General features: G+C 37.8%; 23 protein-coding genes and 2 pseudogenes. 18 read left to right on the top strand and 7 right to left on the bottom strand.

The features are described 5' to 3' along the window. The first annotated feature begins 180 nt into the window (after positions 1 to 180). From OK414_RS07655 to OK414_RS07675, 5 genes are all read left to right on the top strand, one after another. The gene (locus OK414_RS07655) at positions 181 to 1,401 is read left to right on the top strand and encodes an MFS transporter (RefSeq protein ID WP_034653248.1); all 1,221 of its coding nucleotides are present in this window, start codon (positions 181 to 183) and stop codon (positions 1,399 to 1,401) included. Positions 1,402 to 1,662: 261 nt separating this feature from the next. Next, positions 1,663 to 2,328, top strand: a complete 666-nt coding sequence (locus OK414_RS07660) for a type 1 glutamine amidotransferase domain-containing protein (RefSeq protein WP_034653246.1) — start codon at positions 1,663 to 1,665, stop codon at positions 2,326 to 2,328. Between the two features lie 204 nt (positions 2,329 to 2,532). Continuing rightward, complete coding sequence (locus tag OK414_RS07665) at positions 2,533 to 2,823, top strand: putative quinol monooxygenase (protein ID WP_034653244.1); 291 nt, start codon at positions 2,533 to 2,535, stop codon at positions 2,821 to 2,823. A gap of 482 nt (positions 2,824 to 3,305) precedes the next feature. Beyond that, positions 3,306 to 4,745: an aldehyde dehydrogenase family protein gene (locus OK414_RS07670; RefSeq protein ID WP_034653242.1), complete on the top strand. Its 1,440-nt coding sequence runs from the start codon at positions 3,306 to 3,308 to the stop codon at positions 4,743 to 4,745. Between the two features lie 152 nt (positions 4,746 to 4,897). Further along, the gene (locus OK414_RS07675; protein ID WP_034653240.1) at positions 4,898 to 5,746 is read left to right on the top strand and encodes an MBL fold metallo-hydrolase; all 849 of its coding nucleotides are present in this window, start codon (positions 4,898 to 4,900) and stop codon (positions 5,744 to 5,746) included. A 136-nt stretch (positions 5,747 to 5,882) separates the two neighbouring features. Here OK414_RS07675 and OK414_RS07680 read toward each other — a convergent pair whose 3' ends face one another. After that, the gene (locus OK414_RS07680; RefSeq protein ID WP_034653238.1) at positions 5,883 to 6,119 is read right to left on the bottom strand and encodes a hypothetical protein; all 237 of its coding nucleotides are present in this window, start codon (positions 6,117 to 6,119) and stop codon (positions 5,883 to 5,885) included. Between the two features lie 170 nt (positions 6,120 to 6,289). Here OK414_RS07680 and OK414_RS07685 point away from each other — a divergent pair, with 170 nt between their 5' ends. From OK414_RS07685 to OK414_RS07695, 3 genes and pseudogenes are all read left to right on the top strand, one after another. Then, positions 6,290 to 6,916: a LysE family transporter gene (locus OK414_RS07685; RefSeq protein WP_080743096.1), complete on the top strand. Its 627-nt coding sequence runs from the start codon at positions 6,290 to 6,292 to the stop codon at positions 6,914 to 6,916. 127 nt (positions 6,917 to 7,043) lie between these two features. Next, positions 7,044 to 8,251, top strand: a pseudogene (locus OK414_RS07690) (amino acid permease). A gap of 70 nt (positions 8,252 to 8,321) precedes the next feature. After that, positions 8,322 to 8,462, top strand: a complete 141-nt coding sequence (locus OK414_RS07695) for a hypothetical protein (RefSeq protein ID WP_013082476.1) — start codon at positions 8,322 to 8,324, stop codon at positions 8,460 to 8,462. 46 nt (positions 8,463 to 8,508) lie between these two features. Here the strand turns inward: OK414_RS07695 and OK414_RS07700 are convergent, their stop codons facing one another. After that, positions 8,509 to 8,661, bottom strand: coding sequence for a YpzG family protein (locus OK414_RS07700; RefSeq protein WP_013056278.1), 153 nt, complete (start codon positions 8,659 to 8,661; stop codon positions 8,509 to 8,511). A 227-nt stretch (positions 8,662 to 8,888) separates the two neighbouring features. Next, positions 8,889 to 10,562, bottom strand: a complete 1,674-nt coding sequence (locus tag OK414_RS07705; RefSeq protein ID WP_034653234.1) for a ribonuclease J — start codon at positions 10,560 to 10,562, stop codon at positions 8,889 to 8,891. A 216-nt stretch (positions 10,563 to 10,778) separates the two neighbouring features. Between OK414_RS07705 and OK414_RS07710 the strand changes: the two genes are divergently transcribed. The 3 genes from OK414_RS07710 to OK414_RS07720 all read left to right on the top strand — a co-directional run bounded on the left by OK414_RS07710 (position 10,779) and on the right by OK414_RS07720 (position 11,763). Continuing rightward, on the top strand, positions 10,779 to 10,919 hold the full coding sequence (locus OK414_RS07710; protein WP_013082478.1) for a hypothetical protein: 141 nt from the start codon (positions 10,779 to 10,781) through the stop codon (positions 10,917 to 10,919). Positions 10,920 to 10,987: 68 nt separating this feature from the next. Then, positions 10,988 to 11,134, top strand: coding sequence for a hypothetical protein (locus tag OK414_RS07715; RefSeq protein WP_155276310.1), 147 nt, complete (start codon positions 10,988 to 10,990; stop codon positions 11,132 to 11,134). A 212-nt stretch (positions 11,135 to 11,346) separates the two neighbouring features. Continuing rightward, complete coding sequence (locus tag OK414_RS07720; protein ID WP_034653232.1) at positions 11,347 to 11,763, top strand: hypothetical protein; 417 nt, start codon at positions 11,347 to 11,349, stop codon at positions 11,761 to 11,763. 77 nt (positions 11,764 to 11,840) lie between these two features. Here the strand turns inward: OK414_RS07720 and OK414_RS07725 are convergent. Then, positions 11,841 to 12,044: pseudogene (locus OK414_RS07725) on the bottom strand (KGG domain-containing protein); the annotation flags it as partial. A 220-nt stretch (positions 12,045 to 12,264) separates the two neighbouring features. Here OK414_RS07725 and OK414_RS07730 point away from each other — a divergent pair. Continuing rightward, the gene (locus OK414_RS07730; protein WP_016763593.1) at positions 12,265 to 12,489 is read left to right on the top strand and encodes a hypothetical protein; all 225 of its coding nucleotides are present in this window, start codon (positions 12,265 to 12,267) and stop codon (positions 12,487 to 12,489) included. Between the two features lie 97 nt (positions 12,490 to 12,586). Here the strand turns inward: OK414_RS07730 and OK414_RS07735 are convergent, their stop codons facing one another. Beyond that, on the bottom strand, positions 12,587 to 13,318 hold the full coding sequence (locus OK414_RS07735; protein ID WP_013082482.1) for a ZIP family metal transporter: 732 nt from the start codon (positions 13,316 to 13,318) through the stop codon (positions 12,587 to 12,589). Between the two features lie 461 nt (positions 13,319 to 13,779). Here OK414_RS07735 and OK414_RS07740 point away from each other — a divergent pair, with 461 nt between their 5' ends. The 3 genes from OK414_RS07740 to OK414_RS07750 all read left to right on the top strand — a co-directional run bounded on the left by OK414_RS07740 (position 13,780) and on the right by OK414_RS07750 (position 15,901). After that, on the top strand, positions 13,780 to 15,165 hold the full coding sequence (locus OK414_RS07740) for an amino acid permease (RefSeq protein WP_034653229.1): 1,386 nt from the start codon (positions 13,780 to 13,782) through the stop codon (positions 15,163 to 15,165). Positions 15,166 to 15,320: 155 nt separating this feature from the next. Then, positions 15,321 to 15,542, top strand: a complete 222-nt coding sequence (locus OK414_RS07745; RefSeq protein WP_016763596.1) for a hypothetical protein — start codon at positions 15,321 to 15,323, stop codon at positions 15,540 to 15,542. Between the two features lie 158 nt (positions 15,543 to 15,700). Further along, positions 15,701 to 15,901: a hypothetical protein gene (locus OK414_RS07750; protein WP_016763597.1), complete on the top strand. Its 201-nt coding sequence runs from the start codon at positions 15,701 to 15,703 to the stop codon at positions 15,899 to 15,901. A gap of 89 nt (positions 15,902 to 15,990) precedes the next feature. On the opposite strand, the gene OK414_RS07755 is transcribed toward OK414_RS07750, so the two are convergent. Further along, entirely contained in the window at positions 15,991 to 16,200 is a 210-nt protein-coding gene (locus OK414_RS07755) for an alpha/beta-type small acid-soluble spore protein (RefSeq protein WP_013058452.1), read from the bottom strand. 90 nt (positions 16,201 to 16,290) lie between these two features. Then, positions 16,291 to 17,274 (bottom strand): LacI family DNA-binding transcriptional regulator, encoded by a 984-nt coding sequence (locus tag OK414_RS07760; RefSeq protein WP_034653227.1) that lies wholly within the window; start codon positions 17,272 to 17,274, stop codon positions 16,291 to 16,293. A 328-nt stretch (positions 17,275 to 17,602) separates the two neighbouring features. Between OK414_RS07760 and OK414_RS07765 the strand changes: the two genes are divergently transcribed. From OK414_RS07765 to OK414_RS07775, 3 genes are all read left to right on the top strand, one after another. Next, positions 17,603 to 18,844, top strand: coding sequence for an MFS transporter (locus tag OK414_RS07765; protein WP_043979132.1), 1,242 nt, complete (start codon positions 17,603 to 17,605; stop codon positions 18,842 to 18,844). Between the two features lie 21 nt (positions 18,845 to 18,865). After that, entirely contained in the window at positions 18,866 to 20,323 is a 1,458-nt protein-coding gene (locus tag OK414_RS07770) for a glycoside hydrolase family 32 protein (protein WP_205663028.1), read from the top strand. A gap of 273 nt (positions 20,324 to 20,596) precedes the next feature. After that, on the top strand, positions 20,597 to 22,057 hold the full coding sequence (locus tag OK414_RS07775) for a protein adenylyltransferase SelO (RefSeq protein ID WP_034653221.1): 1,461 nt from the start codon (positions 20,597 to 20,599) through the stop codon (positions 22,055 to 22,057). The last annotated feature ends 106 nt before the right edge of the window (positions 22,058 to 22,163 follow it).

A 22,163-nucleotide genomic window follows, 5' to 3' on the forward strand; every position in this document is an offset into this window, starting at 1 on the left:
GCTTCTATGCCTATCTGTGCCCTTTTGCCCTCTGCGACAAAAGGGCTTTTATGTGTTACTTACTTCTTTTAAACGAAGTCCAGAGAGGCTTCAAAGGAGAATGGAGATATGTTATTTATCCATTCCTTCAAAAAAGAAAGAGCGTTGATACAGAAAGAATACACTGGAGGGTGGAACAACATGAATTATCGTAACAAGACAGTTGTAGCATCAGTAGCAGGTTTGACGTTAGAAGGGATGGACATTATGTTTATCTCGTTTGCTATGTCAATGATTATTGCTGAATTTCACATTGATTTAGCAACAGGTGGACTTATTTCTTCTATTACGAATATAGGAATGCTGATAGGTGGAGTCATCTTCGGAATTTTAGCAGATAAATTTGGAAGAGTGCGGGTTTTCACCTACACGGTTCTTCTATTTGCAGTCGGAACGGCATTAACAGGTTTTGCAGCAAATGTTGAACAAGTGTATGCTTCGCGATTTATTGCCGGAATTGGGGCTGGAGGAGAGTACGGGATCGGTATGGCTCTTGTAGCAGAAGCGTGGCCGAAACATAAGCAAGGACGAGCTTCATCCTATGTTAGTATTGGCGCACAATTTGGAGTGATCCTTGCGGCGCTTTTAAGTTCTCTGATCCTGCCGATTTTCGGATGGAGAGCGCTGTTTTTTGTCGGAATCATCCCCGTCATTTTTGCTTTTATGGTACGAAAAAATTTAAACGAATCTCCTGAGTGGCTACAAGCTCAAAAAGAGAAAACAGCGGTTGTTAAAAATAATGGTAAGCTTCGTCAATTATTCGCTACGCCTAGGACGGCGATGACGACTATTTCGCTGGCAGTGATGGCTACAGTCCAAATTGCAGGCTATAACGGACTTATGATATGGCTTCCATCTATGCTTCAGCAATCACAAGGCCTCTCTGTTTCAAGTTCAGCTCTTTGGACAATCAGTACAGCCGTTGGAATGATTATAGGCATGCTAACATTTGGTCAATTTATGGACCGTTTTGGATCGAAACGTACTTTTGGAATCTTTCTTCTTGCTTCAGCTTGTGCGGTATTTTTATACTCGTATGCCGAAGGAAGTGCAGGGCTGCTTATAGGAGGAGCTGTGGTCGGATTTTTCTCAAACGGAATGTTCGCGGGATACGGAGCGTTGATCAGCAGCCACTATTCAGTAGAAGTGCGCAGCACTGCAACGAACACCATTTTTAACTTTGGGCGAGCGCTCGGAGGGTTATCACCCATTCTTGTCGGCTATCTTTTGCAAAGCTATGATATGACAGTAGCGATGACGTACTTGGCGGGGCTGTACTGTATTTCGTTTATTTTTATGGTAAGTCTTAAAAGAACGGGAGAAAAGAAAGTGAAACAAATGAACGCTCAATCTGCTCTTTAAAATAAAAGATAGATTCTATGCTTTTCTGGAAAAAACCGCGCTTATTCAAAAGGGCGGTTTTTTTGAGTGTATAAAAAATAAATTCAGATGTTATATGGTTGTTTTTTCGCAGATGCTTTATTAACAAAGACACATTATCTATAAAAATATTTATGGATAAGTATATATTTTCTAATTTGTATTATAGTAATTCCTCTCTTACAATAGGGTGTGTAAGGCGGAAACAGAAAATACTATCTTTATTTACAGGAGGACGTTACTATGTCTAAACATATATTAATGGTCGTAACAACGGCTGACAAAATGAAAGAAAATCATCCAACAGGCCTTTGGCTTTCAGAATTTGGTGAAGCGTACGTAGAGTTCGAAAAAGCTGGATTTACGATTACTGTAGCAAGTCCTGTAGGAGGAAAAGCGCCGGTGGATGCTCGCAGCCTTGAAGGGGAGACTTCTCAAGAAATCTTAAATACAGCTAAGCATCTAGAGAATACCCTAAAACTTGATACAATTACAGACAGTGCTAAATTCGATGCTGTTTTCTTACCAGGCGGTCACGGCACAATGTTTGATCTGCCAGATAATCAAACACTCCACGCTTTAATTCGTGAACTATACGAAGGAGACAAAGTAGTAGCCGCTGTATGCCACGGACCCGCAGGCTTAGTAGGTGTTACATTATCAGATGAAAAGCCGTTGGTCGAAGGAAAGGATGTCGCTGCGTTTACAGATGATGAAGAACGTGAAACAACATTGGACCGCTTCATGCCGTTTCTTTTGGAAACACGTCTGCGTGAACTTGGGGCAAATGTAGTAACTGCTCCAAACTGGACAGATAATGTACAAGCAGATGGCAACCTAATAACAGGGCAAAATCCTCAGTCAACAATCAGTGTAGCAAAAGCAGTCGTGCAGCACTTATTGAAATAAGATATAAAAAAGCCTGTAGGCTTGTAGCCTACAGGCTTTTTTTATGAACACATCAAGAAAGACCGATGTGTATAGCATGGATGTTTTGCTGTCTTGGACTAGAGAAATCAATCATCATACAAAAAATATGATGGTCAGTGTAATAAATTCAAAAAGAGGGAAGCTTTTTATGGAGAATATTTTTTAAAGAAATGAGGAAAAACGATGTCAGAAATTATTATTAACGCCATTTTGCAAGCCAAGCCAGGAAAAGAAGAAGAGCTTCGATCAGAGTTAGTAAAAGTTATTGAACCATCAAGAGAAGAAAAAGGCTGTATTCAATATACTCTCCACCAGGATACAGACAAAGAAGGCACATTTGTTTTTTATGAGAAATGGAAAAGCAAAGAAGATGTTAAAGCTCACATTGAAACACCTCACTATCAACAATACAGACAGCAAACAGAACCGTTAATTGAAAGCAGAGCGGTACATCGTTTACAAGAAGTACGTTAATACAAAAAGTGGCTGGACCAAAAGTGTTTTAGTGGAAAGAAGATCCGAATGAGGAACCGAGATTCTTGATGGAGAATCAAACTCGTTCGGATTTTTTGTGGTTATGGTAAACGTAGGTTTCATTTAGTGAGACCACGCTGAAACCTACGCGATGAGGAGACTTATCGATCGCCCGCGGAAAGGGAAGGCTTGCACGGAAATCAACAGCGGTATAACAAATAATCCATACTAGCTCCTTTATCCCACCTGTTCATCTATAGATGGAATTGATTTCGTTATAACTCAATCTTTGTTTGTTATAAAGAACTAAAAAGCTGCAGAGGAAAAATAATTTCAGCTGCGAAAAGCGGATTCGAAAAGGGGGAAGACAGTGAAAGAAACAACAAATAATAGAAGCGGTGTTTGAGAAGCAGACAGGCGGGTAGATAAAAATTAGATGATATAGTTCAACAATTAACAAACTAAAAGGAGAGATCAAATCAATGCGTACAAATTTAAAACACTTTATTAACGGAGAATGGATTGAATCAACAGGAAACGAAACGTCAGATGTGATCAATCCTGCTACTGAAAAATCAATTGGTAAAATTAGCTTAGGTACAAAAGAAGATCTAGATAAAGCCGTGGCAGCAGCTAAAGCAGCTCTTCCCACATTTTCAAGAACAACAAAAGAAGAGCGAATTAAAATGCTTCGCAATATTGCAAAAGGATATGAAAAGCGTAAACAGGAGCTTATTGAAGTTATGACTGAAGAGCTTGGCGCTCCTTTAAAGATTTCAGAAGAAGTTCACTATGAAATGGGACTTAGCCACTTTAAAGAAGCAGCTAATGCACTTGAAGATTACACATTTGAAAAAGATCATGGAAGCTACAAGGTCGTGAAGGAGTCTATTGGAGTAAGCGGACTTATTACACCATGGAACTTCCCAACAAATCAGACTTCTACTAAAATTGCAGGAGCTATTGCAGCAGGAAGTCCAATGGTATTAAAACCATCAGAACTTACACCGTATGCAGCGATGATATTAGCAGAGATCATTGATGAAGCTGGTGTACCAAAAGGTGCTTTCAACCTTGTGAACGGAACGGGAAGCACAATCGGTGACGGTATTAGTTCTCACCCCGACATTGATTTTGTATCATTTACAGGATCAGGTGCTGTAGGCGAGAAAATTATGCAAAACGCGGCTAAAACAATCAAAAAAGTTGCGCTTGAACTAGGCGGAAAATCACCGCTAGTTGTATTAGAGGATGCGGATGTAGAAGAAGCGGCTAAAATAGCAGTTTCACACATTGCAATGAATACGGGGCAAGTATGTACGGCAGCAACGCGCATTATCATTCCTGCCTCTATGAAAGAAAAATTTGAAGAAGCAGTGAAGAAGGTTCTCCCATCATTCCCAGTTGGTGATCCATTAAATAAAGACAACGTAACTGGACCGCTCGTAGCGGAAAAACAGTGGGATCGCGTACAGGATTATATTAAAAAAGGAATGGACGAAGGTGCAACACTTCTTACTGGCGGAACGGGCAAACCAGACGGCTTAGAGACAGGATACTTTGTTAAACCGACAGTCTTTACTGACGTTTCAAATGATATGGTTATTGCACAAGAAGAAATCTTTGGACCTGTAACAACTATTATTACGTATGATGATCTAGAGCAAGCTCTTGAAATCGCAAATGATACAATTTATGGACTTGCAGGCTATGCGGTCGGAAAAGATCAAGAAACACTTGACTATGTTGCTAAAAATATTAGAGCTGGTCAAATCATCGTCAACGATGCCGAGCAAGACAGAGCTGCACCATTCGGTGGATTTAAGCAATCTGGTATTGGACGCGAGTGGGGAGCATTTGGTATTGAAGAATATCTAGAGCCAAAAGCGATCATGGGCGTTAAAGTTCCGGCAAAAGTATAATTGATGTAAAAAAAGAAAGGAGTTTTTCTCCTTTCTTTTTTTATGGATACATAAAAGAGAGCCAGTTAAAAAAAGAATAACCAAAGCAAAGGTGGATAGCATAAACGTGTATCACATATATGAAGTGACACGTTAAAGGAGGGAATTATAAATTGAATAGAGAGATGCACGGAAGTTCATCAACGGAAAGTTTCATTCCCATGAGCTCTATAGCCAGTGGAAAAGGAGTCGAAGTGGCACCGGATATCTACAGCTACACTACACAGATTGTTAACGTATGTTTTATAGGAAATCCAGACAAAGAAAATAGTTTTGTACTTGTGGATGCGGGAATGCCTAATTCGGCTTCTATGATTATCAAAGAGGCAGAAGAAAGGTTTGGAAAAGAAAAAAAACCAAAAGCAATTATTCTTACACATGCACATTTTGATCATATTGGATCTATTATTGAACTAGTGGAGAAGTGGAACATACCGGTATATGTACATCCACTTGAACTTCCATATGTGACGGGTAAAAAAAATTATCCTACACCAGATGGCACAGTGGAAGGCGGGCTCGTGGCAAAGCTTTCTCCGTTATTTCCAACGGAAGCCATTGATTTAGGCTCTCACGTGCAAGCTTTACCAGCCGACGGCTCTGTACCTCATATGCCGGAATGGGAATGGATTCACACCCCTGGTCATTCTCCAGGACATATTTCTCTTTTTAGAAAGCAGGATCTGGCGCTTATCGCAGGAGATGCTTTTGTTACCACTAAGCAAGAATATTTACTGGATGTACTAGAGCAAGAATTGGAAATTAGCGGTCCTCCTCGTTATTTAACTACGGACTGGGCATCTGCCAAAAGATCAGTTGAAGTGCTTCAGTCACTGCATCCGTCTGTGGCGGTGACCGGACATGGAAAACCAGTTTCCGGAGAATGGCTTTCAACTAATTTATTGAAGCTTACGAAGAATTTCGATGAAATTGCTCGTCCTGATTACGGCAAGTATGTATAAGGCTAAAGAAAAAATATTACTCTTTACGCAGCTCTTAAAAGCTGCAGGTGAAGATCAAAAGCTCTACGAACTCAGTGAGTTCGTAGAGCTTTTTTAGTTTTTCGTATAAAAGTAAAAAAAGTTATAACTTCCTTTATTAAAAATTTTGCTGAATAGCCTGCTGCGCTTCGCGTAAATGTCTTAGGTGTTCTTCCATTCGTTTTAATTCTTTATCACTAGACGCCTGTTTTTTTTGTTCGTTAATTTGCTGCTGAACGATAGTCAAATGCATTTGAGCATTTTGAAAATTAGCTCCATTCAAATTCATCTGCCCTTGATAAACAGCCTGTTCAGCTAATTGTAATGCTTCTTTAATATGAGTGTATGAATTCATGCCTCTCATCCTTCTGTATAGTATTTACAGTTAACATGCGCTGGTTTTTCGCAGCTATACAAATGATTTAGAAATAAAATAAAAATTACGTAGTACAAGCTAAGCAGGCTGCATACATTTATCATAGTTCAATTTATAAAATCTCAAAAGTAATGGAAGAAGGGATGTATGTGGGAGCTTTCTTTAGCTATGTATTATTAGGACTCTCGTTGGCGGCACCAATTGGTCCAATAAATGCAGCGCAGCTTGATAAAGGAATCAAAAATGGTTTTTTACATGCTTGGTTCTTAGGGATAGGAGCAACCTCGGTTGACGCTCTTTATATGCTTGTAGTGTATTTTGGATCCGTTCATTTTTTAAGCAGCGATTTTATGAAAACGTTTCTTTTTTCGTTTGGATGCTTCGTATTAATTTATACCGGTATTGAAGGGTTAATGAGCGCAGGGAAAATTACACAGCATCGGAACGCAAAAGGAGATTCTGTAGTAAAGTGTTTTTTTTCAGGTTTTTTAATTTCATTAACAAACCCGCTTACTATTCTTTTTTGGCTTGGTATTTATGGCTCTGTTTTAGCCAAAACAGCTAATACATACGAAACAGAACAGCTCATTTTATACAGCTGTGCTATTTTTACAGGGATTTTATGCTGGGATATTGCGATGGCAGCATTAGCAAGCACTTTTCGAAGGTACTTAGCAGCGACATTTTTGACTGCAGTTTCTGTTATATCCGGCCTTTCTCTAATAGGATTTGGTATATATTTCGGCTGGCAGGCTGTACAGCAATTGATTATTTAAGAGGGGAAAAAGCAGAACTGAATTTAAAGAGTTTTCTATCTGTTGAAAAATAGTAGAAAGCTGCCTCTTTTTGCGCATAATTTTTTCAAACTATCACACACTACATCGAGGCGTAAGGAGTGATAGTATGAAAAAGAAAATAGGCTGCGGAAGTCAGGTTGAAGGGAAATTAAAATGGTGGCAGCTGTCTTTAATCGGAGTAGGGTGCATCATCGGTACAGGCTATTTTTTAGGATCAAGTATTGCAATAAAAGCCACGGGTCCCTCTGTATTAATTGCTTTTTTACTAGCAGCAGTATGTACATTTGTTGTATTTGATGCTCTTGCTAAAATGAGTGCTCAAGATCCTCAAAAAGGTTCGTTTCGCTCCTATGCTAAAAAGGCTTATGGAAGATGGGCAGGATTTAGCAGCGGATGGGTGTACTGGAGTTCAGAGATGCTGATCATGGGGAGTCAGCTCACTGCTTTATCTCTTTTTACACGTTTTTGGTTTGACGGTATTCCACTGTGGGTCTTTGCCTCTATTTATGCTGTTTTAGGCATTGCTGTTGTATTAATCGGAACAAAAGGCTTTGAACGAATGGAAAATGTATTTGCTGTCACAAAAGTGGCTGCCATTTTAATGTTTATTGTATTAGCTAGTCTCGCTTTATTTGGATTTCTTGACCAAGGTGCCAAACAAGGAGTGCCACGAACGATAAGTGAAGTATTTCCCCACGGCTTTTTAGGTTTATGGGGCGCTTTGCTTTATGCCTTTTATGCTTTCGGCGGCATCGAAGTCATGGAAATCAAAGTCCATTTATAACGGCTTTAGAAACATATCATCTTCCATTTTTCCCTCATGTTTTTAATGGAGCAATGATTGTTGCTGGTTTCTCAACGATGTCAGCGTCTTTTTTTTCTGTAACGACAATGATTGTCACTCTTTCAGAAGATGGAGATGCCCCGGCATTGTTTTCAAAACAAAAAAAGAAAAAGCTGCAGTTTCCTTTACCGGCTTTACTTTTAACAACAGCAGGATTAGTTGTTTCTATTGTTCTTTCCTTGCTATTGCCTGGGAAAATTTATGAGTACATTACAACAGCAGCGGGACTGATGCTGATTTATAACTGGTTCTTTATTTTAATTTCTTTTCATCGCTTAATCAAACAAACCGTTTGGGATAAAGTAAAACAAGCTGTTGGCCTCTTATTAATCCTGCTAGCAGTAAGCGGTACGCTGTTAGAATCTGCAAGCAGGCCAGGTTTCTTTGCAAGCTTAGGCTTTCTAATTGTTATAAGCCTTGTTATTTTAAAACTGCGCCATAAGTGGAAAGAAGAAGAAGCCGCTAGCTAACATATATTTAATCTTTATGAGGGACACTATGCACGTTGTACAATTACAAAAATAAAAGGTGGTTATGATTATGCCAAAAAACAAGCAGACTCCTTCTTCACAAGTAGATCAAAAACAAGTAGTAGATGACAAAGCAAAAGCGCTACGAGAAAATAATTATGAAGATGGTCATATTCGCAAGATAACTCAAAGCGGAGCAGACGGCCAATAACAAAAAAAGACGCGTTCGCGTCTTTTTTTGTTGAAGTGTATCATCCTTACCAACGATGAGCTTTTGCATTACTTCGCAAGATGATGTTCGTTTGAGACATCTCTGTATGTCCATTTACTTGGGACTTTGAACGCTTCGGTCTCGTCCAGTTGTGGCGGAATAGTTCTGAATGCTGATCTACTTGATTTTTATCATTCATCATAATCACCTCAAGGATAGGATACTTTCACAAGATATTTACGGTGAAATATCTCTCTTATAGAATGGGATAAAAAAGAAGAAATACACCTAACACTTTTAACCATACATATAAAGGGAGTGCCTATTCATAAACTATAAAGGGCAACTTCTAACTTTGGGTTAAGCTTCGGATTTATAAAGTAAAACTGCCTTAGTGGGGACTAAGGCAGTTTTTTAGTGGAGTAATCAAACTTCAATAATGACAGGAAGGATCATAGGTCTTCTTTTGGTTTGGTTATATAAAAATTGGCCAAGCGTTGTCTTGATTTCTTTTTTCATAATGCTCCATTGGTGAACATGAGCTTTTTGTAATTGATTTACAATTTTAGTCACTTGTCGGTTAACATCTTTTAATAACTGCTCTGAATCTCTGGTATAAACAAAGCCTCGTGAAATGGTATCTGGGCCAGACACAATTTTCCCTTCCGCTTTATTCAGAGTAATAACAATAACCAGCATACCATCTTCTGAAAGCTGTTTGCGGTCACGTAAAATCGCGTTGCCGACATCTCCAATGCCAAACCCATCTACATATACATTACCTGCAGGGATTTTTCTTGTTTGAACAGCTGCTCCGCCCTTGATATCAACAATATCACCGTTATTTATAATAAAAATGTTCTCTTTTTCCACCCCGACGGATTCTGCTAATAAGCTGTGGTGATGGAGCATTCGAAACTCACCGTGAATGGGGATAAAATACTTTGGCTTCATCAATGTAGCCATTAATTTTAGCTCTTCTTGATAGCCATGTCCTGATACGTGCATACCTGTTGCGCTTCCTGAACCGTAAATCACATGAGCCCCGAGTGTGAAAAGGCTGTCGACAATACGAGAGATATTACGTTCATTGCCAGGAATAGGCCCTGCTGATAAAATGACCGTGTCTTCAGGAAGAATCTCTACTTGTCGGTGATTTCCGCTGGCTAATCTAGATAGAGCGGCCATCGGCTCGCCTTGGCTTCCAGTGCAGAGAATAGCGACTTGTTCAGGTGCAAGTGAATGTACTTCATAAGGTTCAATTAGCATCCCTTCAGGAATGGTTAAATACCCTTTCTCTAACGCAACTGATACAACGTTAACCATGCTTCTTCCTAGCAGCGCAAGTTTTCTGTTCGTTTTAATCGCTGCATCTACAATTTGCTGTACGCGGTTAACATTCGAGGCGAAAGTAGAAATAATCACTTTTCTCTTTGCTTTACGAAAAGCTTCTTCTACATGTCTGCCAACTAACTTTTCTGAAGGCGTAAATCCAGGGCGTTCAGCATTTGTACTTTCGGATATTAAAGCCAGTACACCTTCACTGCCGATTTTCGCCATTTTATGAAGATCTGGATATTGGTCGTTAACAGGAGTTAAATCAAACTTAAAATCCCCGGTATGCACAACAGCTCCTTCAGGCGTATGAAAGACAATGCCAAGACAATCTGGAATGCTGTGATTCGTTTTAAAAAAAGAAAGTGGAATATTGCCTAATGTAATTTCTGACTCTTCGTTGATTTCAATAAGCTCCGTCTCTGCAGATAATTGATGTTCCTGGAGTTTAATGTCAATTAATCCAAGGGTAAGGCTTGTTGCATAAATGGGAAGGTTCAACTGTTTTAAAAGATAAGGAATACCTCCAATATGATCTTCATGACCATGCGTAACAACCAGTGCTCGAACTTTTTCTCGATTCTCTTGCAGGTATGTAATATCAGGTATAATCAAATCAATTCCTAATAAACTTTCGTCAGGGAATTTAGAGCCGCAGTCAATTACAATGATGTCATCATCATATTGAACGGCATACATATTTTTTCCTATTTCATTAATGCCACCTAAAGCAAAAATGGATAGTGTGTTTCTATTTGTACTCACACTTATTTCCTCCTATATTTTCAAAATGAATATGCAGAATTTCTACTCTTAGTATGAACATTTATTTCTGGTGCATTCTGTTAAATATGGAGATTTTATTTTTATTTAATATGAGGATACAAGCAAAAAGAAAAGAAGGTCATTTTCCTAATACTACCTCTTATTTTCTTTTTATAACTCCATAAAATATAGACGTTACACATGGAGGTGGATGGAATGAGTAAACAAAATAAAAGCAAAAACCAAGGAGTCAGCAGCAGTGCAGCTGCTGTCGATAATGTGAATAAAAGTATTTTATCAAACGATATTCATACAGATGAGCTTCAAAAAGCAAAAGTAAGCCGTCATAACAAATAAAAGAATGACAACCAAAAGAGCAGCTTTGAGCTGCTCTTGATAAAATAGAGATAGGGAAGTGAAAAAACGTGTCAGAAAACAAAAGTTCTCAATATAAAGAAGAAAATAAGTCAACGCCTAGTCGTCCTCTTGAATATAAAGAACGCACAAATCAATCACAGAGTACACGTCAAATGCTGCGCAGCATTCTCGAATATTCGAGTCGATATCGTTAATAAAATTCTACATATAAAACTGTAAGGATAAGCGGGCAATATAAAAGTTGAAGCACCGCTTTAATACAAAAAAGCAAGCAGCTATGCTTGCTTTTTTGTATGTATAGCCTTATACATATTGAAAAAAAAACATACATACGGTATTTTAGATAAACGTATGTATAATGGTAAACCTGTACATGTATTTTTTGAGAAAAGAAGTGGGGGATTTTATGAATTTACATGATTTTGTTCATGGAGTAGATCCAACAATAAAGCTAGTTATTGAAGATGAGTTTCCTGGAACGCGGTGTGTAGGCGGAAAGTACGTTCCTAGCACACATTCTATTTTTTTATATGAAGAAGATATTAACATACAGTGTCAGCACTTATTTGGTTCAAATGAGTGTTTAGAATCTTATCAATGGATTATTTTAGCTCACGAATTAGGTCATGCGCTAGATGAAGACCTTTTATCTTTGAGTGCAAAGTTTGATCAAACAGACGATATAGGTCTTTTGTATCGAATTGAATGTAATGCTTGGGAGATAGGAGAGAAATTGATTCCTTTTATTAATTCAGAACTATTCTCATTCATAAAAGATCAATCGTTAGCCCATTACCATAAAGAGATGGAGAAGATTAGTTAGAAGAAAAAAAGTTCCTGTGACTTGTACTATAAGGAACTTTTCTTCTTCGAGTTGTTTATTACTTCAAATACTAGTTAATTATTACGCTGGCTGCTGGATCTGCCGCCTTTTTTTCCAATTTCCTCGTAAAATTCTTTACCTTGATTTTTGGAAGTAGCTTCTCCGCCTTTTTCACCAATTTCTTGGTAAAACTCTTTGTCATGATTTTTGGAAGTAGCTTTTCCACCTTTTCTTCCTGCTTCTTCACGACTCATTTTTTCATTCTTTTTATTAGTTGCCATCTTGCATCCCTCCTAATAAATTTGAATTCATAGTCTGTCTTCCCGGTCAAAAAAGGATTAAACTGGTTATTTTATATTTTTTCTAAAAATTAGATTTTTCTCAAAATTATCAGACCACGAAGCCCTGTATAGCAGTATTTATTAAGTTGAAATTAATCTTAAAAAATTTTATATGAAATATGATATGGTTAAGAGAAATAAGAAAAAGGAGCTTAGAAACATGTCAAAATATGTAGAAATGGATACCGCTTCGCTGCGACGGAAAATACAAGAATACAAAGAATTAATTTGGAGAGTAGGGCCAGGAAGTGAAAGAACTATAGAAGCTGTTCAAGAGATTCAAGGAATGGAAAAAGAGTTAAAAGCACGCAATGCAGAATTTGAAGCTACGGATTGGAAAACTTTTACTCAGGAAATAAAAGAAAACTACGACTTTACTTATTAAATAAGACACATTCATAATAATGTGATGAGGATAAATGTCTCCAAGTAGAAGGCTGTCTGTTTTCTACTTGGAAACGATAGAAGTAGTATGAAGACGATTAAGAAAAATGATCCAGTATGAGTGAAGCAAGTAATCCAAGTGCAGCAATCAATCCTGTAATAGACCCTCCCTCTTCATAGGCCTCTGGCATCATTGTAGAACCTACCATAGCAATAATACCACCGCCGGCAAAAGCAGCAATAGCAGCCATAAGTGTCTCAGATGCATGGTCTAAAAAAACAAATCCTGTCCATGAACTAAAAGCTGAAATGAACAAAACAGCTGCCCATAGTAAAAAAATTTTCTTTTTAGAGAATCCGCTTTTCACTAGACCGGTCGTACTGGACAGTCCTTCAGGAATATTACTTATAAAAATAGCGATAACAAGAAGCCAGCTAACGGTTGCATTTTCAATTAAGCTAGCCCCAATCATAATGGACTCTGGGATTGCATCCATTACGGTTCCTATAAATATAGCAATTCCAGAACTACTCGCAGCCATTTGTTTGGTAGACCGCTTTCTTTTATTCGCTCCTTGACGTGAAATTAGATAGTCTAAAAAAGTAAAAACGACAGCCCCGGCAAGAAAACCAAGAGAAGTAGCTTTTAACCCGCCGTTATGAACCGAGTCTCCAAGCAGCTCATAGGTAGATGCTCCGATTAATACACCTGTCCCAAAAGCCATAATATAACCAATTATCTTTTTGCCGATAGGCAAAAAAACTGCTGCCAAAGCACCAAGAAGGACAGCTGATCCTGAAATTCCGCCCCACATCGCAGCTTGCCACATGAAAAATCCCTCCTCATCTCTATTTTCTATGGATACTTTCCCTAAGAAGAGAAAGAAGAAACGTAAAAGGAGAAGAAAGGATTTTTTTCGATTAAGTAGTGGTTTCATTTCGTTCGCCTTAAAAAATAGAGTGTTCTAGCACCCTGAGCCTATATTTATTTTAAATATTCATAAAATTTAAATTATACTGAAATAAAAAAATATTTCACTAAGATGATTGATTTAATAAAGGTAAAAGGTTTTGTTAAGTGTTTTTCTGAAAAAAACAATTGTATTTCTGAGGGAAATTTATTATTATAAAATAAGTAATTATACAGTCGAATAGCTAAAAATAGAAAAAATAGTTTAGTTGTAAAGGTACTAGATAAAAATGGAAGGTTTTAAAAACGATAGCTGTTCCATCAGACACAAAAAGTATCTTTCCTAACAGAGCTATAACAAGTTTAGGAGGAGGAAATGGAATGGCAGACAAACAGCTAAAAAGAGGCTTAGAATCCCGTCACATTCAAATGATCGCGCTAGGCGGAACAATTGGCGTTGGATTATTTATGGGATCAGCAAGCACCATCCAATGGACAGGTCCATCGGTATTGCTTGCTTACGCAATCTGCGGAATGTTTATTTTCTTTATTATGCGTGCCATGGGCGAAATGCTGTACATGGAACCAAGCACAGGTTCATTCGCTACATTTGGCCACAAATATATTCATCCATTAGCAGGTTATATGGCTGCGTGGAGCAACTGGTTTCAATTTGTAATCGTAGGGATGTCTGAAATTATAGCGGTAGGAGCATATATGCATTACTGGTTCCCACATCTACCTGCTTGGGTACCAGGTATTATTGCCATGTTGATTTTAGGCACAGCCAACTTAGTTTCAGTGAAATCATTTGGAGAGTTTGAATTTTGGTTTGCGATGATTAAGATTGTAACGATTATTTTGATGATTATTGCAGGGCTCGGGTTGATTTTCTTCGGATTTGGAAACGGCGGAGACGCTATTGGATTATCAAACCTTTGGGCACACGGCGGCTTCTTTGCAGGCGGATGGTCAGGTTTTTTCTTTGCACTATCTCTTGTTGTTGCAGCTTATCAAGGAGTCGAGCTAATTGGTATTACAGCTGGTGAAGCAAAGGACCCTAAAAAAACGTTAAGAAACGCAATTCAAAGCATCATCTGGCGCATTTTAATTTTTTATATTGGAGCTATTTTCGTTATCGTGACGGTATATCCGTGGAATGAATTAGATTCTTTAGGGAGTCCATTTGTATCTACATTTGCTAAAGTTGGTGTTACGGCAGCTGCAGGTATCATTAACTTTGTTGTTATTACAGCAGCTATGTCAGGCTGTAACAGTGGAATTTTTAGTGCAGGACGCATGCTTTATACGCTTGGCGTAAACGGTCAAGCACCTAAATTCTTCACAAAAATTTCTCGTAACGGCGTTCCAATTTATAGCACACTCGCTGTTATGATTGGATTGGTAATTGGTGTTGTTTTAAACTACATCGCTCCACCGAATGTATTTGTTTATGTATACAGTGCGAGCGTGCTTCCGGGAATGATTCCTTGGTTCATCATTCTTATCAGCCAAATTCGTTTCCGTAAAGCTAAAGGTGCTGAAATGGATAGTCATCCTTTCAAAATGCCTTTTGCACCTGTAACGAATTATGTAACTATTGCCTTTCTACTAATGGTGCTTGTAGGCATGTGGTTTAATGATGAAACGCGTATTTCACTTATTGTAGGAGTTATTTTCCTCGCTCTTGTTGTCATTAGTTTTTACGCATTCGGAATAAATAAGCGTATGATACCTGATACAGAGAACGGTCAAATAAAGAAATAAATATGCTTTTTCATAAGTGAAAGGCAAAACAAAAAAACGGCTGAGAAAAGCCGTTTTTTTGTTTTGTTTAAATGAAAGATACAAGAAAAATGTCATTGTACGCTGATAGTTTGGATAAACTATATTCGTTCATATAACGTAAAGGAGCGAATGTTATGAGAAGCCACAGATATATTATCAAAGATTCACTAAAAGCTGATGAAGTTGCCAAGGATTTGGAACTGCAGCTGGATATAAACCGAATGTCGGATGTCAGAATTCTTTCGGTAAATGCACAAAACGAAATACTCGTTCAAATGCAGGAGGAGAACGAGGAAGCAGGAGATGTTATTGATGTATTTATGAAAGAGTATAAAACAGGAGAAATTATTGAATAGCATGTAATTGAGAAGAATATTGAGTGGTTTTGTTGAATAAATAAAAAGAAAACACCTTTATTTTTTATTGAAAAAGAAACGGACGTAAGAAAACTTCTTGTTTATCAAGAAGTTTCTTTTGTATCTGAACAGTAGTTTGTATACGTAGGGGAGAGGTGATGAAGGTGAAAAAAAATGGTGAAGGCCACGTCCTTTTTATTATTCTCGGAGGTCTGTTTATTTTAATAGGCACACTCTTTGCAAATACTTCCGTTTATTTTCTCATCTCCGGATGGATAGCAGCCGTCTGTTGTTTAGGAATCAGCGCTGTACTAAAGAAAGAAAAAACAAAATCAGTCAGTAAAGAGGAGGAAGAATAATAATTTTTATATAAAAATGGAAAGTAAATATATGAAAAGGAAGAATGGATATCCATTCTTCCTTAAGTCATGGTGTGTATGAAATTGTCTTAGAAACGTCCGCCGCCAAGTTGTTGCTCAGCTAATTGTACAAGACGTTTTGTGATTTCGCCGCCTACTGATCCGTTTGCACGTGCAGTAGTGTCAGCTCCTAAATTTACTCCGAACTCGCTAGCGATTTCATATTTCATTTGATCGATTGCTTGTTCAGCCCCGTATACTAATAATTCATTATTATTGCTGCTTTTGTTGTTTGCCATTGTATTCAACTCCTTTCTGTAACGTTAAGGTGTGAATAAAGGAAGAAGAATATGCAATAAACTGATATTTATTTTATAAAAAACGTATTTTTACGTTGTTTGTCCTTCTAGAAGCTTAACGGGAAGGCAGATTTCACGAGGTATATTGCTGAATTCTCCTTCAATTTCTTTTAGTAAAATATCAATGGCTGTTTGAGCAATCGATTCAATGGGCTGTTGAACTGTAGTTAGACCAGGTAACAAAGTCTGACTGGCCTCCGTTCCGTCATAGCCCACAATTTTTAAATCTCTTGGGATGTTTTTTCCTCTTTTTTGTGCTTCTGCAACTACTAAAGCTGCAAGTAAGTCATCACTTGCAAAAATACCATCTACTTCCGGATTTTCTTCAAAAACCTTAGAAATAGTTTCTCTCTGGATGTTGCGGTCGAAGGTATTTGAAATTTCATACGTGATAGGCTGTTTTCCGTACTTTTTCATCACGTTTTCATAAGCTTTCCTTCTTAAGTTAGCTGGAGTTTCGAGTTTAAGGGGGCCATTAATATGAATAATATGCTTACAATCTTTTGAAATGAGCAATTCCGTGGCTTGTTTTCCTCCAGAATAGTTATCAGAAGATACGGTAGGAATATCTGTTGATAAATAATGATCCACTGCAACTACAGGGAGACTTTGACTTTCTGAGTCAAAAATACCTCTATTATAAGTAACGGCAATCACACCATCTACCTGATTTCTGATGAGCATCTCTACATATTTTTTTTCTTTATCAATTCGATTAAGACTGTTGCAAAGAAGTACTTTGTAGTTAAGAGAAGCACATATACTTTCAATGTGAAAGGCTAACTCTCCGAAAAAAGGGTTGCTCGTTTGCGGGACAATCATACCGATTAAATTTGTTCGTTTATTAAATAATGAACGTGCAATATCATTTGGGAAATAATTAATTTCTTTCATTGCTTTATAAACATTTTCTCGCGTTTCTTTGCTTATGTAACCACGGTTATTTAATACACGAGAAACGGTAGTCGGTGAAACACCTGCAATTTTTGCTACATCACTAATCTTGGCTTTCATCTAATTTCCTCCTAATTTCTCCAAAACATTGCTTTTATAGTATATATCAGACATGTAAAAGCCTTAAAATAAATTGCAATTAAGCAAATAGCTTTCAGTCGTTACGTTTTCTTTTGACCAATAAAAATCTATGTAAAGATTGTAAACGGTTTATTAAACAATTTAAACATACCACAAAGCCCACTTTTACACCTAATACAATCTTTTTTTAAAATATAAAATGTGAAACCGGTTGACATATGAAACCGGTTGACATAAAATCAAATTGAAAGTGCTTTCATTTTGTTAGATAAAAGATTTTATATCTTAAGCTAAAGGGGTAACTAAAATGAAAAGTTCAAAAAGTTTATATTGGAAGCTGAGTGCATATTTTTTCTTCTTCTTTTTTACGTGGTCGTCCAGCTACTCTTTATTTTCTATCTGGTTAGGGCAAGAGATTAAGTTGAACGGATCAGCAACAGGCTTAATCTTTTCTGTGAACGCTATCTTTGCTTTGTGTATGCAGCCTTTGTACGGATATATATCTGACAGGATAGGTTTAAAGAAACACGTTTTATTTTTTATTAGCTGTCTTTTAGTGTTTGTAGGACCATTTTATATTTTTGTTTATGGACCTTTGCTTCAATACAATGTGTTGATAGGGGCTATTATTGGAGGCTTATATTTAGGAGTAGCGTTTTTGGCGGGCATCGGAGCGATTGAAACATACATAGAGAAAGTCAGCCGGAAATATAAATTTGAGTACGGAAAATCTAGAATGTGGGGGTCATTAGGCTGGGCTGCAGCTACGTTTTTTGCAGGACAATTATTTAATATTAATCCTCACATTAATTTTTGGGTGGCATCTGTTTCAGCGGTTATCCTAGTGGCTATTATTTTTTCTGTAAAAGTAGAAATGAGCAGTTATGAAATGGAAAAAGCTGAATCCGTCACGCTAAGAGATGTAGGTAGTTTATTTTTATTGAAGGAATTTTGGTTTTTTATGATTTATGTTGTTGGTGTTACATGCGTATATGGGGTATACGATCAGCAATTTCCTATCTATTATGCATCTTTGTTTCCTACTGAATCGATAGGTAACCAAGTATTTGGCTACTTAAATTCGTTTCAAGTATTTTTAGAAGCTGGAATGATGTTCGCAGCACCGTTTATTGTAAATAAGATCGGTGCAAAAAATAGTTTGATTTTAGCAGGATTTCTAATGGGATTTCGTATTATTGGGTCAGGACTTGTTGTTGGTCCAATCGGAATATCTTCAATGAAGCTTATTCATGCATTAGAACTTCCTATTATGCTCATTGCCATCTTTAAATATTTGGCAGCTAACTTTGACACGCGCCTATCTTCTATCCTTTATTTGGTTGGATTCCAATTCGCTTCACAAATAGGTGCTTCAGTCCTTTCACCCATAGCGGGAGGATTATATGATAGCGTAGGTTTTTCCCGTACCTATTTAATTATGGGAGGCATGGTTTTGGTATTTAACGTTATTTCCATGTTTACACTACTAAACTCTAAAAAACATAGATTTATAAGAAAAGATGTACAAGAAAACACGCAGATTATATAGGGGGATATGATGATGTTAACGATAAATAAAATCGAGCAAGCTCAAAATTCATTAAATGAAGCAGAGAAAAAGGTAAATCATCAATATCGGTTAGGGTATCATATTATGGCGCCAGCGAACTGGATTAATGATCCGAATGGGTTGGTTCAGTATAAAGGAGAATATCATGTTTTTTATCAACATCATCCTTATGACGAAAATTGGGGGCCAATGCATTGGGGACATGTCAAAAGCAAAGATCTTGTTCATTGGCAGCACTTGCCGATTGCTTTAGCTCCTGGAGATTCATTTGATAAAGATGGATGTTTTTCTGGAAGTGCCGTGGATAACGAAGGAGAGCTTACGTTAATTTATACAGGACATAATTATATAGACAAAGAGCTGGATACTTTTTTTCAAAACCAAAATATAGCTGTTAGTAAAGACGGCATTACCTTTGAAAAAGCAGAGGCCAACCCAGTTATTGCTGAGCCGCCAGCAGATAGCTCTCATCATTTTAGAGATCCTAAAGTATGGAAGCACGAAGGTTTCTGGTATATGATTCTAGGAAACTCAACAAAGAAACAAGAGGGCCGTGTTATCTTATACCGGTCTTCAAATTTACAAAAATGGGAATATGTTGGTGTTCTTGCTAAAAGCGATGGAGATCTAGGATACATGTGGGAGTGTCCAGACTTCTTTGAGTTAGACGGAAAGCATGTGTTAATGATTTCTCCTCAAGGGATAGAAGCAAAAGGTGATTCCTATCACAACCTTTTCCAAACAGGATATTTAGTTGGAGAATATAATTATGGAACCAATACATTTCATCATGGGTCATTTACTGAATTAGATTACGGCCACGATTTTTATGCTGTTCAAACACTTTTAGATGATAAAGGACGGCGAATTGCAATTGGCTGGATGGACATGTGGGAAGCTAATATGCCAACGAAAGAGGATGGATGGTGCGGTGCGCTAACGCTCCCGAGAGAACTAACTTTAAGAGAGGATAAAGTGTTAATGAACCCCGTCCAAGAGCTTACATCACTTCGGAAAACTCAGTATAATATGCTAACCAATAAAGCTCTTTCTAACAGCTATGTAGTAGAAGTAAATGAAGACTTGCTAGAGATACAAGTTGTATTTGATTTAGCGGACTGCCAAGCTTCATCGGTAGGAATAAAAATTCGTGGAATAAACAACGAAGAAACGCTTATGTGTTACAACCTTAATGAGCAAAAGTTATTGCTTGACTGTACTCACTCGGGAAAAGAAGATGGAGTGAGGAAAGTAGCGCTACAAGCAGGTGAGACACTAGCTTTACGAATATTTGTGGACCGTTCTTCCGTTGAAGTATTTGCAAACGAAGGACAAGCGACCATGACGAGCCGTATTTATCCAAAAGAAAGCAGGCTTGGAATTGAGTTATTTACTGAAGGAGGAAACGTAATCGTAAAAGAGTTAACGTATTGGAATTTAAAAGATATTTGGGGGTAAAATACAGAGGAAGAAGTATATTAATACTTCTTCCTTTTTTGAGCATTTAATAGCTCGTCAACAAAGTGGAGGTATATAAATGGATAAGGCACTTTAGATTAAAAGTACGGGCAAATACGATATAATAGTAAAAGAGATAATGAATGAAACAGCAACTGTCCTGCTCTAAGATGCCCAGAAGAAAGCAGGATAGAGCAAGGCTACTGCGCTTATAAAACAACAATCAGTAAAGAAAGAATTATGTTTTAAGACACAAAAAGAAAAGGAGATACGATGACTAATCAAAAAGAAACAGGATGGAATTTACGTAATAGCTATGCGGAGTTACCAAACATCTTTTTTACCCCTCTTGATCCTAATCCAGTGAGTTCACCTAAAATAGTTAAATTTAACGACTCTTTAGCCGCATCTCTAGGGTTACAAAAAGAACAGCTGCAAAGCCCAGAAGGAGTTAGTATTTTGGCTGGAAACAGTTTTCCAAAAGGTGCTTTCCCGCTTGCACAAGCTTATGGGGGGCATCAATTTGGCCACTTTAACATGCTAGGAGACGGCCGGGCTTTGCTGATAGGGGAGCAAGTTACGCCTTCGGGTGAGAAAGTAGACATTCAGCTTAAAGGCTCAGGCCGAACACCATATTCCCGCGGAGGAGACGGCCGGGCAGCTCTAGGACCTATGCTGCGTGAGTATATTATTAGTGAAGCCATGCATGCTCTTGGTATTCCGACTACTCGGAGCCTAGCAGTCGTAACAACAGGTGAATCCATTGTTCGTGAAAAAGAACTGCCGGGGGCGATTTTGACGCGTGTAGCTTCCAGTCACCTTCGTTTTGGCACATTTCAGTTCGCTGCAAAATGGGGAACGGTCGAAAACCTTCAAGCTTTAGCTGACTATGCATTAGAACGTCACTTTCCCCACATAGAAAAGAATGAAAAAAAATATTTATCATTGCTTCAAGAAGTGATTAAGCGTCACGCTACCCTAGTTGCTAAATGGCAGCTTATTGGTTTTATTCATGGCGTCATGAATACGGATAATATGACAATTAGTGGAGAAACAATTGATTATGGGCCATGTGCATTTATGGATACCTATGATCCAGAAACTGTATTTAGTTCAATTGATGTACAAGGGCGCTACGCTTATCAAAATCAACCAGGCATTACAGGGTGGAATCTTGCGAGATTTGCCGAGGCTTTATTACCGCTATTGGATCAAGATATAGAAAAAGCAGTTGAAATAGCGCAAAGCGCTGTGACGGAATTCCCAAAATTCTATCGGGAAAACTGGCTGGCAGGTATGCAGGCTAAACTTGGTCTTTTTAACGAAGAAAAAGAAGATGAAGCATTATTTCAAGACCTTCTTACAATAATGAAAACCTATAAAGCTGACTACACAAATACGTTTCGTGCATTAACCGCTGAAAAGTTAGAAAACAGTGATCTGTTTGAAAGCAAAAAATTTGCACAGTGGCATGAGCTATGGCAGAAAAGATTAGGTAGACAAAAACAATCTAAAGCGGAGTCACAAGAGCTTATGAAAAATAATAATCCGGCTGTCATTCCTCGAAATCACCGAGTGGAAGAAGCGTTAGACGCAGCACAAAAAAAAGACTACAGCGTCATGGAAACCCTTCTTGAAGTGATTTCTAGCCCATATGAATCTCCGGGTCAGCCAGAGTATTGTACACCGTCTGCTCCGTCTAAGCAGCCTTATCAAACGTACTGCGGAACTTGATTCTTAAATAAGAACTGCTATTTAAAAACAGCACAAATGATATCAAAAAGAGCTCTTTATAAAGAGCTCTTTTTGATTTTCTGAAAAATGTATTATTGATTCATTA

It is taken from the genome of Priestia sp. JV24, from assembly GCF_025910025.1.
GTDB classification, from domain to species: Bacteria; Bacillota; Bacilli; order Bacillales; family Bacillaceae_H; genus Priestia; species Priestia megaterium.